The sequence below is a fragment of the Prosthecobacter fluviatilis genome, assembly GCF_042655725.1.
In the GTDB taxonomy this organism is placed as follows: Bacteria; Verrucomicrobiota; Verrucomicrobiia; order Verrucomicrobiales; family Verrucomicrobiaceae; genus Prosthecobacter; species Prosthecobacter fluviatilis.
The window spans coordinates 340,229-356,531 of the sequence record NZ_JBHSMQ010000002.1 but is presented as its reverse complement, the minus strand read 5'-3'; the positions used below and the strand labels follow the sequence as shown (position 1 = coordinate 356,531).

At 62.3% G+C, this 16,303-nt stretch carries 1 protein-coding gene (only partly in view); it reads right to left on the bottom strand.

Annotated features, from left to right (window positions below; translation table 11 throughout):
* Nucleotides 1–16,303, bottom strand: partial view of an autotransporter-associated beta strand repeat-containing protein gene (locus ACFQDI_RS06540; RefSeq protein WP_377164662.1) — the 5' end (the start) only. Its footprint begins 26,573 nt before the window's first position; 16,303 of the gene's 42,876 nt are visible here — the first part of the coding sequence; the start codon lies at nucleotides 16,301–16,303; its stop codon lies beyond the left edge, outside the window.

Sequence of the window (16,303 nt, the reverse complement as noted above, 5' to 3'; positions counted from 1 at the left end):
AGGTCAGCGTGCTGCCGCTGTTGATGGCGATGTTTGACGCCGCTGCGATCTGCCCTGCATTCAGCGTCATCGTCACGTTGGCGTTGTTCAGCGTCAGGTCGCCAGGAATGACGATCGAGCCAGCCTGGCCGGCAAGCGTCAGCGTGGACTGGTTCACAACGGTCGGACCCGTGTAGGTGTTGGACTGAACGGTCGAGAAGGTAAGGGCCACGGAACCGGCCGCCACATTGTTGGAAAGGGTGATGTTGTTACCCGAGATGCCGGTAACAGTCGTTCCGGCAGGCACCCCCGTACCCGTGACGGTCTGTCCGACCACCAGGTTCGCGTTGTTTGCCACGGAGACAACGTTGCTGCCGTTCGCAGTCGCGGCAAGCACCGGAGCACCAAACGTCAGCGGCACCGAGGTCCCGCTGGCCGTCGCGCTGAGAGACAAGGTCACGTTGTTGCCGTTGATGGCCGTGATCACCGCCCCCGCTGGGATGACCGAATTCGCCGTCAAGGTGCCGCCCGAGATGGTCTGGGTCGCATTGGCGCTGATCGTAAATTGCGTGCTGCTTGTGATGCCCGTCACCGTGGCTCCCAGCGGGATGCCAGGCCCGGTCACAGCCATGCCCACATACAGAGCAGTGTTCGCAGTGATGGTCACACTGTTGCTGCCGCTGGTCGTTGCGACACCCGCCAGAGCGACCGGTGCGCCCACGCCGCTGACTGCCATGCCCACGGCAAGCCCGTTCGTGCTCGCCACGGTGATGACCGGAGAGCCGTAAACGGTGCTCGTCGCCGCGATCGGCACAGGATTGAAGTCGGTGCGCAGATTGCTTCCCGCAGTCACTCCTGTGGATGTCGAAATGGTGAAGGTGGTCGGACCGGTGATGCTGGTGATCGTCGCTCCGGTCGGGATGCTGGCATTGCCAGTGATCGCCTGACCGACCACGAGACCTGCCGTGCTGGTCACGGTCACCACGTTGCTGCCAGCTGCAGTGGTCGCGGCCATGGAGTTGGCTGGCGTCAGCGTCAGCGTGTTGCCGCCGGACTTCACCAGGGAAACCGAACCCGTGCCGTTGTCGGTGATCGGGGTGAAGATCGTTGCCGTGTTGTTCGTGTAGGCATACAGCGTGGCAGGAGTGTTAGGCGCCGCACCGGCGGTGAGACGGCCGCCAGCCAGCACGCTGGCAGCACCGTTGAGGAGCAGGCCGCCGGAGGCGATCGTCAGCGTGTCCGAAAGCGTGCTCATCTGGATGGTCGAGGCAGCGCTCACACGCAGCGAGTTGATCATGCGTGCGGTCACGCCTGCCACGCTGGCACCCACGGTGATGTTGTCAGTCGCACCACCTGCGGTCAGTGCGGCAGAGGAGTAAGCTGCATAGCCTGTGCTGCCGAGCGCACCCACACCGCCCTGGGCGCTGCCGGGTGCCAGGTAGCTCGCAAAGTCGGTTCCATTCACGATCGCCCAGCCGCCGATGAGGTTGTTGCTCAGGGTAGGCGCGTTGGTGATGATGATCTGGCTGTTGCCCACCGCTGTCTGTCCCAGCGTGCCGGCGCTTGTGAAGTTCACCGTCGTGGCGGTCAGATCGCTCACCGTCAGGCTTGCCAGGGTGAGCACCGCGTTGGAGCTGGTGTTCACCGAGCTGCGGGAGGCGTTGATGACCGACGCGCCGGAAAGAATCGTCACAGCACCCACATTCTGCGTCGAAGTGCCGCCGTTGAAGCCGAGGAAAGCAAGCGTACCACCCTGCAGCGTGATCGGAGTCGCCGCATTCAGGCGGTTGATGTCCACCGCCGGAGCGTTGGTGCTGTCAAGGTTCAGCGTGCCGAAGTAGTTGGACACAGAGCTCGTGCCCGAGAGCTGGCCATACTGCTGCAGATTCAAAACACCACCGCGGATGATCGTCGCGCCCGTGTAGGTGTTATTGCTCAGCAGGGTCGTCGTTGTGTTGCTCGAACGCGTGAAATTCAGGTTGCCTGCGATCACTCCCGCAAACGTGCCCGTGCCAGTCGCGGTCAGTGTCGCTGTCGTTGCGGAAAGGTTGGTGATCGTTCCTCCCGTGTTCGCCAGCGTCGTGTTGGAGCTTGCCAGCGCAGCCACCAGCTGATTGTTGCCGTTCAGGTCCAGCGTACCGTTGTTCACGTTCAGGGCGTTGCCGACACCGAGGCCGGTGACAAAGAGCGTGTTGGCGCCACCGCTCAGCACTGCCGTGCCACCGTTGATGTTCGTCGTTCCTGTGAACAGCTGGCGTGTGCCAAAAGTCACCGTACCTGCACCGTCCTTGGTGATGCCACCTGAGCCGGTGATCGCAGCGTTAAGCGTCAGCGAGGTGCTCGCTCCCGGGGTCCAGAGAAACAGCGATGTCGAGGGCGCGGCGATCAACCCACCGCTCATCACGCTGCTGCCAGACTGCACCAGAATACCGCCGCTGGTGATGGTCAGCGTGTTCACCAGAGGCAGCGGCCCCGCCGCACGCGTGCCCGCATTGGCGGTCATCGTCAGGCTGTTGATCGTTGTGCCCGTGGCAAACACACCGCCGAAGGTGCCGATCGCCAGCAGGTCGTTGCCTGTCGCGCTGGAGCTCAGGAATGGCGCGTATTCAGCCGCAGCCAGCGCACGGAACCCGTTGCCACCGGCCACGTTGGCCGCACCTGCCGCTCCCACGTAGGTCGCAAATGATGTCCCATTCCCTGTGGCTGAGGTGTCCACCAGAATGTCTGGCCGGATGGACATCGTCGTGGTTCCGACGGCCCCGGCTCCGCCAATCTGTGTGGGGACAGTCGTCACCGCCACAAAGTTGGCCGTATTCGCCGTGCCCACGGTCCCGCCGAGGTTGGTGCCACGCAGCAGCAGCGATGCACCCGCCGTGACCGTCAGCGGACTGAAGGCCCCGACATTGATCGTCAGGCTCTGTGCCGCATTCGGCGTCAGCGTGATCTTGCTGCCCCCCACCGCAAGGCTGAACGTTCCCATCGACTCCGTCGTCGCAGCTCCGGAGTTGCCGGTCACGTTAAAGGAACCGCCACCGAGGGTCAGCGTCGCATTCGCCGGAGACGTCACACCGCCAAGGCGGTTGTTCACGTTCGTGCCGCTGTTGTCCAGGGTCAGCACACCCGTGTTGTTCACCGTCTGTGTGGCAAAATCGCTCGCCGCATTCCCGCTGTAAAGCACGGTGCCATTGTTGATGATCATCGCGCCCTGGGAGGTCGACACCCCCGTCAGATTAAGCACGCCAGTGCCCATTTTGGTCAGGTTCACCATCGCCGGGAAGTCCAGGCGTGGCCGGCTGAAGCTGCCGGAGAAGACCGTGTTCGCATTGTTGTATCCCACGACCAGCGTGCCCGCGGTGCCGGCCACCGAACTGTTCGTGATAGTGCCGGATCCCGAAAGCCCGCCCACGATTCCGCTCAGGCCGTTGAGGTCAATGATCGTGCCTCCGGCCAGATTCACCGTCGAGTTCAGCACACCGCCGTTGGCGATCCCCACAAACAGCCCGCCCTCGTTCACGTTCAAGCCGCCGCTGATGGAGCTCAGCCCGCTCAGTTGCAGCAGCCCTGCTCCCGTCTTGTTGATCGTGCCGGTCCCGGTCATCACAGAGGCGATGATGAGCGCAGGATTGATCGTCGTGTACACCTGCCCGACGGCCGTGGGTGCGCCGACGCTGATCGTCGTTGTTCCGCTTCCCAGGTTCAGGCTGCCGCCGGCGATCGTCGCAATCGTCAGCGCATTGCTCGACGTGACGCTGATGGCGTTCGCACCCGTCAGCCTCAGTTCGCCCAGCGTGTTCACCGTGGGGTTCGTCGTGCCGCCGTTGTTGTTGAAGACCAGGCTGTCCAGCGTGTTCGCGCCCACCAGGTTCAGCGTTGAGCTGCCATTCAGCGTCACCACATTCGAGGCATCGATCTGACCGCCGTTGATCAGCAGGTTGACGACACCGCCGTTGAGGGTCAGCCCGCCCGCAGGAATGACCACCGTAGATGCCGCACCGTTCAGCGCCAGAGTTCCCTGGTTCACCGTCGTTCCGCCAGTGTAGGTGTTGGCACCCGTCAGAGTCAGAAGGCCGCCGCCCGATTTCACCAGCGCCACTTTCGAGGAGCCAAAGCCGCTGTTGGCGATCACCGAATTGATCATCAAGTTGGCAGTTCCCGTGTAGGTGCCGCCGTTGTTGGTGGCGGTCGCGTTGTTGCTCAGCGTGATCTGCGTGCCGCTGTCCACAGAGGCGATCACGGTGCCCACAGGTATGCCAGGGCCCGTCAGCAGCATCCCGGCAGAGAGGTTCGCGGTGGAAACCATGCTGACCACATTGGAACCGGCCACGGTTGCCGCAGTCGCGGCGCCTGTTGCGGCCGTGGTGCCGGTGGAGGCGTTGTAAATCACCAGCTCGTTGGTGCCGCTGGTCGCTGTGCCGCCGGCAGTCAGCACGCCGCGGAAGGCAGCGCTGCCGATGGTGGAGCCTGCGGTCTGGTTGCTGCGCAGAAGGCCGCCTGCCTCAAGATTCAGCACATTGCCATCCGCGCTGAAGAGCACGTTCGCGTCGGAGGTGCCGCCAAAACGCAGCATGGAGGTGTAGGTGATCGGGGCGGAGAGCGTCGTGTTGTAAGACCCGGAGCTCGTCAGCGTGTTGCCAGGCCCCTGCAGCAGTGTGATGTTGCCGGAAGCAAACGCGGCATCATACCCCGCATAGCCCGCCGTGCCCAGGGCACCCACACCTTGCGCCGCATTGTAGGCCGCATAATCCGTGCTGTTCGCGATTGCCCAGGCACCCAGCGCCCCGTTGCTGCCATTCGTCATTCCGCCTGTCACCACGATCCGTGGGTTCGTTCCCTCGGAGCCCAGCGTGCCGTTGTTGCTGGTGAAGTTCACGGTGGTGCCCGTGTTGCGCGTCAGGCTGGAGAGTGTCAGCTGAGAATTGGCGTAACTGCCGACAGTTTGCACGCTTGCCGTGATCTGGTTCGCCCCCTGCGCCGCAGTCACATCACCCACGGTTTCACTGCTGAAGGAGTTCGCGCGTCCGTTATAGTTCAGCACACCGCCACGCATCGTGATCGGCGCTGTGTCGCTCAGCCGGTTCGTGTTGTCCGTCGCGAAGCTCGTATTGTTGTCCATCGTCAGCGTGGCGTAATTGAGATTGATCGCCGATGTGTTGAGGATCGTTGCACCGTCCTGCAGCAGCAAAGTGCCGCCCATCAGGTTGGTCACCCCGGTGTAGGTCTGCGCACTTTCCAGCGTCAGCGTGTTGCCGCCCAGACGAACAAAGTTCACCGCGCCCGTGATCTGCCCTGCAAACGTGGTGCCGCCGGCATTCATGTTCGTGATGAACGTGCCTGTTCCATTGCTGGAGGTCACGATGCCGCCGCTGTTGGGCACCACACCTGCCGACTGGAACTGCCCCACATACTGCGTGTTCCCGTTGAGGTCCAGCACCCCGCCCACATCCAGGTTCAGAAGCTGGTTCGGATACAGCGAGTTCAGTCCGCCCGCCATCACCATGGTGCCGTTCAAAATGTTAGTCGTGCTGGTGATGAAGGTCGGTGTCGAAAGCCTCAGCGTCCCCCCCGCCACCAGAGCCATGCCGTTCGTGCCGGTGATCGCGCCAGTCACATTCAGCGTCGTTCCTGTGTTGACCAGGAAGTAGGCGGTGTTCCCCGCGAAGGCCGTGTTGGTCTGGGCCAGGGTGTTGTTGCCCCCCGTGTTCAGAATGGCCGCCGCTGTCAGCGTCATGACGAATCCATTGTTGGAGCCCACCGTCAGATTGTTGCCGTTGATCTTCAGCGCATTGAGCGTCTTGGCGGCCGTCAGCGCCGCTGGATTCGCCGTCAGGTTCATCGTGGCCGTGGCCGCAGCACCGTTCAGGTCGTTCGTGGTCACATACCCGGCTGCACTCATGGCCTGGATGCCGTTGCTGTTCGCAGTCACACCGTCGTTGTTGTAGGTGGCAAAATCATTGCCCCCGTTCAGGTACACACGCTGCAGGATGCCCGTAGTTGCGGGCACCGGCGTCGGAGCTGTCGTAAAGAGGATCTTGTTCGTGCTGCCCAGCCCTGTGATTCCGGTCAGGTCCAGCGAGGATCCGGTGTTCGCAAAGTTCACAGACGCAAAGGTCAGCGTGTTCGAGCCGCTGCCGGACATCGTGATCACGGAGTCCACCGTGTTGAGGGTCAGCGCACCCAGGGTTTCCGTGGAGCCCGCACTGTTGCCGATGAAGTCCAGCCTGCCGCCGGCGATGGTGATCGCACCGGTGTCAAACAAACGGTTGCCGTTGTTGTTGGTGCTGTTATCCAGGCGCAGAATGCCTGTCGGATTGATGGCCACCGTACCCGCTGACCACGCACCGTTGGCACCGTTCAGGCTTACCACACCACTGCTCACCGTCAGTGCCGCAGTCGCTGTGTTCACAGCGGTCAGATTCACCGTCCCCGTGCCTGCATACGTAAAGCCGCTCGCCCCTGTGCCACCGTTTTGGATGACACTGGAGATGTTCGTGTTCCCAGAGCCGGCGATGGTCAGCGTGCGGCCGGTGGTGTCATTGGTCAGGTTCACCGGCTGCGTGCTGAAGGTCAGCACCGCACCACCGCTGAGATTGTTCGTGATCAGGCGGTTGCCACCGTTGTTCTGCAGGGAGTAGCCCTGCGTGGCATTGCCTGCAAATTCGATCGAGTTCGTTCCGGAAATCACCCCGTAGGCATTCGTCACCTGCAGCGGCGTCACCAGCGCATTGGCTCCTGTCAGAGCCACGTTGGACTGCAGGGTGCCGCCCGCAAACGCGAGGACGTTGGCCGTGCCAAACGGATTGAGGTTGCCCGCTTTGTTCACGATGATCGTTCCTTGGTTGATCGTGGTTCCTCCCACGTAGCCAGCCCCCGCTGCGCTCGCACCGCCGATCGTCACTGTTCCCATGGTGTTATACACCACGCTGACCGCTGCAGACGCATTGCCCACAGAGCCGATCACAGCATTCAGGTTCGTATTGCCCGTGCCGACAAAACTCAGCGCACGTGCAGTACCGCTTTCAAGGCTGGTGATGTTCCCGTTGATGGTCAGGCCACCGGCAACCGCATTGCTGATGTTCCATGGATTGCCAGACACCATGTAGATCCCGCCATTCAGCGTGATCGGGGCATTGCCCATGAACTGCGCCGTCGTGTTCGGGTTCATGACAACGGGCTGCGTAAGTGTCAATCCGGCCGGATCCGTGGCGTAGATGCCTGCGTTGGAAATCAGCAGGCCGCCGATGATCAGCGGGCTGCCAGCCACCACGGTGCGCGCTGCGGAGATCGTGAACGTCGTGGAGTCCACAATGCTGGCAATCGTGTCACCGTAGGAGATCCCGTTGCCGTTGATGTTCATGCCCACCACCAGCCCGGCCGTCGTGCCGGAAGAAAGTGTGATCGTTGCTGTGTTGGAAACCGCATTGGCCACCAGATTGGTGGTCCCTGTGGCACCGATGCTGTTGTTGCTTCCAATCCCAAGGTAGCCGGCGTCCACACGCACACCACCGGTGAAGGTGTTGCTGCCAGTCAGTTCCCAAGTGCCGCCCTCATTTTTCAGAATGCGCAGCGCGCCACCGTTGTCGGCGAGCACGGAGGTGATGGTGTTCGCATCGTTGCTGTAGCCGATCAGGTTCAGGGTCTTGTTTCCAGCCGCAGCATTGATCACATTGGTCAGAATCAGCGCCCCGCTGCCGCTGGAGCTGATCGTGGTCGAGGCATTCAGGTTGATCTGGCGCTGCGCAGTTTCTCCGGCGCCGGCATACAGCAGCGTCCCGCCGTTCAGGTTCAGCTGCCCCGAGCCATCACCAAAGGCGCTCGTGTTCACAGACCCGCCGCCAATCGAAGTCACAGCCAGACCGCCCGCAGACAGGGTGGTGTTGCCGCTGTACGTGTTCGCTCCGGTCAGGTAGAGCAGCCCTGCCCCTGTTTTGATAAGGCCGCTTCCCGCAACACCGCTCAAAACACCCGAAAGGGTGGCGTAATCCATGAACGTGCTCGTGTTGTCATCCACCTGCACAGTCCGCACCGCTCCATTGAGATTGATCGCATTGGTCACCTCCGTGTCATACAGCGCCGTCGTGGAGCTCAGGATCAGGGTTCCCGTGCCATTGCCGATGCCGCCAAGCCCCCAGGTCTGCATCGCATTGCTCCCGCCAAAGTTCACCGTCAGCTTGCCTGTGCTGGCCGCAAAACCACCGTTCTGGCTGATGGCCGTACCGGCAGCATCCGTCCAGGCCACCTGCCCTGCACCGGTTCCGATGCTGCGCGTAAACGTGCCTGAGCTTTCCAGCACACCACCGGCAAGACGCAGGTTGGAACCTGCAGACAGGCCGGCGCCGTCCTGCGCGCGCAGCTGACCACCGGTGATGGTGGTCGGTCCTGTGTAGGTGTTGTTGCTGTTGCCCAAAATCCACAGGCTCGCTCCGGCCTTGGTGATCGAAAGCGCTCCGCCATTCGGATTGTCAATCAGGTGCAGGTCGATCTCGTTGTCACCGATCGAGTTCCCTGTCAGCGTCAGTAGCCGCGCGCCAGAGCCGCTGAACACCAGGTCGGCGGTGTTGTTGAAAATAAGAGCTGCGCTGTTGCCCCCGCCGGCTGCAGTGACGATGTTGTTGCCAAAGCTTCCGGAGGAATCAATCGTGCCGTTGCCTGCCAGAGTGAAGAGCCGGTTGATGGAAACAGACGGTGTTGCCGTAGTCTGGAAAATGCCGTTCGCGGTCGAGCCGGTGTACTGCAGGGTGCCGCCGTTAAACACCAGGCTCGCGGCATTGTTCGCATCCTTCTGCGCCTGGTCGGCTCCGCTGGAGTTGCCCACACCGATGCTGCTCGCAGAGCCAATGTTCGCAAGGCTGTTCACCACCAGCGTTCCGGAGTTGATCTGCACCTTGCCCGAGAAGGTGTTCAGGCCGGAGAGCGACAGCGCCGCCGTTCCCGTCTTGAGGATGGAGATCTGGCCCGCCGTTTGTCCAGGCAGAGGCGTGGCGGTGTCATCCTGAATGATCCCCGTAAACACACTCGCAGTGTTTCCGTTCCCAATCGTGAGGGTGGAAGTGGTGTTGGCAGCGGTGTTGGTGATGACCCCCGTTCCGCTCAGCGCGTTCAGGTTCTGCGTGTTGGTGCCGCTGAATGCCGTCGAGCTGACGTTGACACCATTCACATCAAACGTGGTGCCCTGGCGCATGGTCAGGTTCATGTTGTTCGCACCCAGCGTCGTGGTGGCACCCTGCAGCTTCAGCGTGCCTTCGTTGAGGAAAATGGTGGCTGCCGCCTCTGCGTTCACAGCATTCAGGATCAGGGTACCCGCACCATTCTTGGTGAAGCCGCCGGTGGTTCCCACCAGCATCGCCGTGGAAAGCGTGATGGTGTCGCTCGCTGTATCAGTGCGGAAGACCAGATCCGCCGCACCGCCTGAGGTGATCCCCGTGCCACCGGAGATCGTGAGGGAATTCCCCCCCGTGACAAGAATGCCACCCGCGACACCAGCCCCGTTCTGCAGCGTGAGTGTCTGGCCGGACGCAAGGGTCAGCAGGCGAGGCCCGCTCGCCACCTTGATGCCGCCGTTGATACTCGCCGTGGTCTGACCCGTCACATTTCCTGTGAGCAGGTAGGGTGTCGTATTGCCGCCAGTCAGCGCAGTGCCACCGGCAAATGTGGTGTAGGTGGCCGCACCCACCGTGCTGCCTGCGGCAAAGTCCGCTCCTCTGAAATAAAGGTGCGCATTCAGGATGCCGTTCACATTGGCAGCACCAGTGAGCGTGATCGAGGCCGTACCACCTGCAGTGGTGTCCGTGAGGAAGTTGAGGCCCGTCCCCGCAGCCACCGTTCCCAGGCTGGAGAAAGTGAGCGCCGTCGCACCCGAGGAACCCGCAGTGACCAGCACCGTACCCGCACCCGCTGTCGCGATAAGGCTTCCTGCAGACTCTGAGCTGCCAGTGGTGAAGCCTCGGTATTCAAAAGTACCGCCCGCATACCCGTTGCCACGCACGGAGTCCACATTGAACGTCACCGAGCCCGTGCTGTTGTTCAGCAGGTCCGAGCCCGTTCCCGTGGCCACCGTCGGGCTGAACTGAATCTTGCCACCTGCGACGGTGACGCCTCCCGTGAATCCTGTGCCGATCGCACCAAAGGTGATCGCAGATCCGCCGGTAATCGCGGTGCCACCCGTGTTAGCGCTCATCGTCACCGTGTTGGTGGTCGGATCGATCGCGGTGATCACTGAGCCCACAGCAGGACCGTTGGTGGGCGTCGCCGTGATGGCTTGTCCCAGAACCAGACCCGCGACAGAGCTCAGCACCAGCTGGTTCAGGTTCGCTGCTCCCGTGGTGACGGTGATGCCGCTGGAGGCAGCCGCATAGTTGCCCACAGTAGGATCATATCTCCAGGTGCCCGTGCCAATCTTCAGCAGCGAGGTCGCACCACCGTTGTCCTGGATGACACCACGGATTTCGTTGATGGTCGTGGACAGGCTGTCTCCGCCCAGGGCAAACGTCTTGGCTCCCGCTCCGGTCGTCGCAATGTTGCTGCTCAGCACCAGTCCCGTCGCTCCCGTCGCGTTCGACAGCAGCACCGCATTGACGCCCGTCGTTCCGGCAAGGTTGAAGACCTTGCCCGCAGTCTCTCCCGCCCCCGTGTAGTTCAGGGTGCCGGCAGTCGTGGTCGAGCCAAGGCTGACCATGCCTGCAAAGGCGCCCGCACCGCTCACGTTGTTGTTCAGACCGCCGACGCTGTTGATGATCAAAGTACCGCCGTTGACACTGGTCGTGCCACCGTAGGTCGACGCCGAGCCCAGCACGCTGGCCGTACCACTGCCAGACTTCACCACAAGGTGGCCGCGGCTTGCCGCATTGATGATGCTTCCTGTGATCACCATCTCACCGCTGGCCGCCAGCGTCAGGGTGCGCAACCCGGCGTTTTCAGTCGTCTTCCACATGTCGCCATTGAAGGTCACGGAACCGCTGCCGTTGTTGGTAAGGCTGAGGCTCGCGATCTGGGCGCTGTTGCCAAGAGGATTGTAATTGCTGAAGCTTGCCGAATAGCCATCGCGTCCGGTGATCACCAGGCCCTCATTCGCAGCAGCCCCGGGAACGCCCGACAAAGTGCCGAAGGCCACCATCTGGTTCAGTCCCGTTCCCCCGATCGAACGGTCAAGGAACAAAGTCAGGTTGCCGCTGGTATTGTCCGACAAGCTCACATTTTTCGAGGCAAAGCCAGCTGGGCTGTCCGTGCGGAACTCCCAGATGCCGGTGGTGCCACGGATGACACTGGCTGACGTGCCAAGACCCAGCTGCCGCGGATCACTGATACGGATGGAGCCCGAGTCAGCTCGGAAATCCCCGATGTAGCTGTTGTTGACGTTGGTCAGCACCAGCGTGTTGTTGAAGCCGCTGATTGATGATTTGTTGATGCCGGAGGCTCCGCTGGCACCGCCAATGACAAGCCCGTCGATGATGATGTTGCCTGGGCCGCCGGTGAAGTAAAAGCCTTGGTTGCCGGTACCCACTGCCAGCACGGCAGAGCTCGACAGCCTCATGGTGCCAAAAGCGGCACCCACTCGGTTTTCCGTGTTCGACGAGGTGCCGATGACACCTGTGTACGTGTTGTTGCCGATGTTCAGCAGCGCCACGCTGTTAAAGTTGTTGTTGCCACGGCCGGAAAGAACCAGATCGCGGCTGAAGGTCATCCCCGTGGCACCGCCGCCACCCTGGATCACAAGCGTGCCGCTCGGCAGGCCCACAGAACTGTTGACGCCGTTCACGAAAATCGGAGACGTCCCAGCCCCAAGCTGCCCTTGGTCCGTGACGATCAAAGTTCCGATGTTGATGTTCACCTGCCCGGTGAAATTGTTGCCGCTGTTGGTCAGGCTGAGCACTCCGCCACCCACCAGCGTCAGGTTGCCAGAGCCGGAAATCTGGCCGCCAAAGCTCGTGCGCGTTCCAATCGCCGAAGTGTTGTTGAGGTAGTTGATGCCACCGATCTGCAGCGTCCCGCCGTTGCTGAGCAGCACATTTCCGCCCAGCGCACCGCCGCCTGACAGCGAACCGATCGCCACCGTGTAGCCGTTCACATCCAGCGCTGCTCCGGCCACATTGGCCAGCGTCACCGCCGATCCGATTCCCAGCGGGCCGCCCAGCGTTGTCTGCGCAGCCGCCATTCCGTTGGTCACAGAGCCAACGGCGAACTGGCTGGATGCTCCAGCCTGCAGGGTGCCCCCGTTGATCAGAGTCACGCCCGTGTAGGTGCTGCCCGTGCCAAACGTAAGGGTGGAGGATGTCGGCAGGGTCACCGCCTGCGAAAGCGTGATCGTGCCAGATCCGATGCTCGCAATCGTGGTCCCTGGTGCGACTCCGTATCCCGTCACGGCCTGCCCGACACTAAGCCCGGCCGTGCTGCTGACATTGACCGTGGCAGTGTCGCTCAGGGTGCCCGTGGTGTTGACTGCGGTTGCGCCGCTGCCAATCGCCAGGAAAATGGAGGTCGTCTGCGTCGCGGCCTGGGACAGCGTCACACTGCCTGCACCAATGCTGGCGATCGTCGTGCCAGCAGGAATGCCATAGCCCGTAACCGCCTGGCCCACGGCCAGTCCCGTCGTGTTCGCCACCTTGACCGTCGTCGTGCCGTTCATGATCGCCGGAGCTGTGGAAACCCCGCCGGACACCTGCAGCGTGCCGTCACCAAATTTGATCAGGCTGCCCGTGCCGCCGCTGATCGTGCTGTTGATGCTGAAAACTCCGGTGCCGTACTGGTGCACAAAAACTTCCGAGTTGTTTGCCCCCACCTGGCCGCCGGTCAGCGTTCCGTTGCTGGAGCCCGTGAACTGCACCACTCCGCTGGAGACTGTCAGCACATTGCCGGCAGCCCCCATGTCCACCGTCTGCGCACCGCCGGAAGTGTCCATCGTCAGAGAATTGACAGAACGTGCCGTGATGCCGTTGCTCCACAGCAGCGGATTGCTGGCCATGCCGTTGGTCGTGTAATCAACGCTGGCATTGTTGCTGTTGTTGGCCAGCACAGTCGCCCCGGCCCCCGTGTAGCGCACAATCTGCGTGCCACTCGTCATCGCCACCCCGGTCGCCGTGCCGTCGTTGATCGTCGCGTAGCCCAGAAGCCCGCTCGTCGCCGTCGTCGCGACCACACCGCCGCCTGAGGTGTCAAACGCCACTGTGCCGCCCGCACCACGGTTGATCGTGCTGCCCACGGTCAGCGTGCCAGAGCTGGCAATCAAAGAATTGTTCGTGTTGGCAGCGATGCTCAGAGTGCCCAGGTTCTGCGTACCATACATCAGGTTCAGCGTTGCTCCGCTCAGGGTGGTCCCGGACGTTGCACCCAGTGCGCCTCCGACGATGTTCACCGTGCTGCCAGTGATGCTGGTGGCACCCGTGTAGGATCCACCGGCACCCGAGAGCCTCCAGGTACCTCTGCCGGTGATGTTCAGTCCGCCATTGTGTTGGAGATCATCATCCAGGGTGCCATTGCCAACACCCGCCAGAGTCAGTGTGCCCGTTCCCGACACTGCAGTGCCGCTGCCGATCGCCAGAGAGCCTGCATCGATCGCGATGGTTGCCGAGCTCCCCAGGATGATCGCCCCGCCAAAGGTGTTGTTGCCATAGCTGTTCACCAGCGCGCCGTTTTGACCGGCCGCTGCACCGTTGCCATTCAGCACCAGCGAGCCGCCCAGTCCCACACCGCCCGTGCTGACCGCACCGGTAAGCTGCCCGTTGAGCAGCAGCGCAGCACCTGTCTGCACCGTGATCGTTGTCAGCAGCCCGCCGCCCAGAGCCTGGTCGTTCTGCGCGCTGATCGAGCCCGCCTGGATCATCGTGTTGCCCTGGTAGGTGTTGGCACCTTGCAGGAAGAGCGTGCCGTTGCCGGCCTTGCTCAGCCCGCCCGCACCGGAATTGCCCACAGAGTTTGCCAGCACCACCTGGTTGTTGTTCGTGTCAAACACTGCAGTGCTGTTGAATGTCATCTGCTGCGTGGAGGGGTCGATGCTTCCAAACAGCGTCGTGTTCGGGTTCCACTGCAGCCCGCCTCCATTGAAATTGATCGCTCCAGTCCCGAGCATCACCGCGTTGGTGAAATTCACCAGCCCTCCGTTCAGATTCAGGCTGTCAGAGAAAGGATTGCCCCCAAAGGTGATCGGCGCACCATTGGCCACGGTCACCGCATTCGAAAGCACCAGCGTGGTGCCGTTGGTGATGCCGGAAATCACCGTCCCTTCCGGAATGTTGGCCCCTGCGACCACCATCCCCACCTGCAGGCCAGCCGTTGGCACCGTCAGTGTCGTGGAGGCCGTCGACGCCGCAGTGGTCGTCACCGCACGGGAGGAGGTCAGCGTCAGAATGCCGGTCCCCACCTTGTTCACGATGCCGCCGCCCACACCCACCAGCGTACCGGCAAAAGTCGTGTTCTCATTGTTGCTGCCCACCGTCAGCGCATTCGTCCCCAGCAGCACCGCACCACCGCCCGTGCCACCACCGGAGAGCGACCCGATGCTGTTGTTAAACCCGTTCAGATCCAGGAAGACAGATGACGTGTTCGCCAGCGTCACCGCCGAGTTGTTGCCAAACGCACCATATCCCACATCCGAAGCCAGCCCCGCACGCAGCGTTCCCGTGTTCACCAGCGTCGGCCCCGTGTAGGTGTTCTGGCCGTTCAGCAGCAGCACACCGCCAGCCACCGGCGTCGCGATCAGCCCGCCCGTACCCGAAAGAATCCCGTTGATCGTCGTCACCGAGGCATTCGTCGTGTTGATCGTTCCCAGGGACCCGTTGTTAAAGAAGATGTCGCGTCCCGTGTCCAGAAGCTGCGAGGCCCCCGTGATGCTCAGCACCCCGCCCGTGTTCCCCGCATTGTTGAAATAGATGTCCCCGTTCAGATCCCCCAGGTTCGCCGTGGTTGCGATGCTCAGGGTGCCCGCGTTGATCACCGTGCCGCCCGTGTACGTGTTCGTGCCACCCAGCGTCGTCGTGTTCGTGCCGGAGTTCACAAAGGTCAGCACACCCACGTCGTTGTCAGTGATGGCGGCATTGATCGTGATCCCCTGCCCGTTGCTCGCAGAAACGTACAGGTTCCCCGAAACCGCGCTCGGCAGCGTCACCACACCGCCCGTACCGCCCGCAATCGTCAGCACACCCGTGCCGCCGTTGAGAATTCCGTTCGTGCCCAGGTTCGCACCAGTCGCCAGAGTCAGCGTCGCCGCGGCACCCGTGTAGCGCAGGCCCGTCATGTTGCGTGTCCCAGTCAGCGTCGTCGCCGCGTTCAAAGTGTAGCTGTTCGCAGCATTCGTCCACGTCGTCTCAGCCGAGGCGGCAATGTTCGCCTGCAAAATGTTCCCCGAGGCATCATACACCCCGTAGTCATTGTTCGTGGCCAGCCCCGACCCCGTCGTCAGCCATGGCCCGATGATCTGCCCCGCCGTCGTCGCCGCACCAAACGCGCTGTTGTTGATCCGGTTCGTCGTCGTGTTCGGGTTGCCACCAGCCGAGATCGTCACCGTGGCAGTCCCTGTCTGCGTCAGTCCGCTCAGGATGATCGCCTGCGTACCGCTCGACACCGCATTCGTGCCAAAGATGTTCAGACGGCCCGAGTTCAGCGTGACCGCACCAAACGTCTCCGAACCCGCCGTCACCGCCGCCGCAGTGTCCGTCACCTGAATCGTCCCGCCGTTGGAAGTGATCGCCGCTCCGTTTCTCACACGGTCCAGGCCAGCCTCCGTGTTCGTCGTGTTCGTCAGCAAAATCGTGCCCCCGTTCAGCGTGATCGCCGAGGTGCTCAGCAGCGCACGGCTGTTCTGCGTCAGCGACATCGTCATCCCGTTGTTGATCGTCGTCGTCCCGCTCCATCCCGTCAGGCTCGCCGCCGTCCCCGAAAGCGTCAGCACACCCGCCGTCGCACCGCCAAACACTCCGCCAGACAGCGTCACATTATTGCCCGCCAGCGAACCGTTGATTGTCGCCGCCGCGACGTTGTTCAGGATGATGTTGTTGTTCGTCGCACCAAAGGTCAGCACGCTCGTGTTTCCAGCAGCACCCAGCGCGTAGTTCGTCGTGTTAAACTGCAGCCCGCCCACCGTGATCCCAGACCCCAGGTAAACAGAACCCGCAGTGCCCGTAAACACAGCAAGGTCATTGTTCGTGTTGTTCCATGTCGAGAGCGACGTCTGCAGCAGTCCGTTGCCATTCCACCAGTTCGCACCGCTGCCATTGCTCCAGGTGCCCACACCACCGAGGCCACCGCCTGTGACGACATTGTTGATGGCCGTGGCATCACTGTCCCAGTAAAGAGTTGCCGCATTCACAGCAAGAGGTCCAGGCAGCCAGGTTGCCAT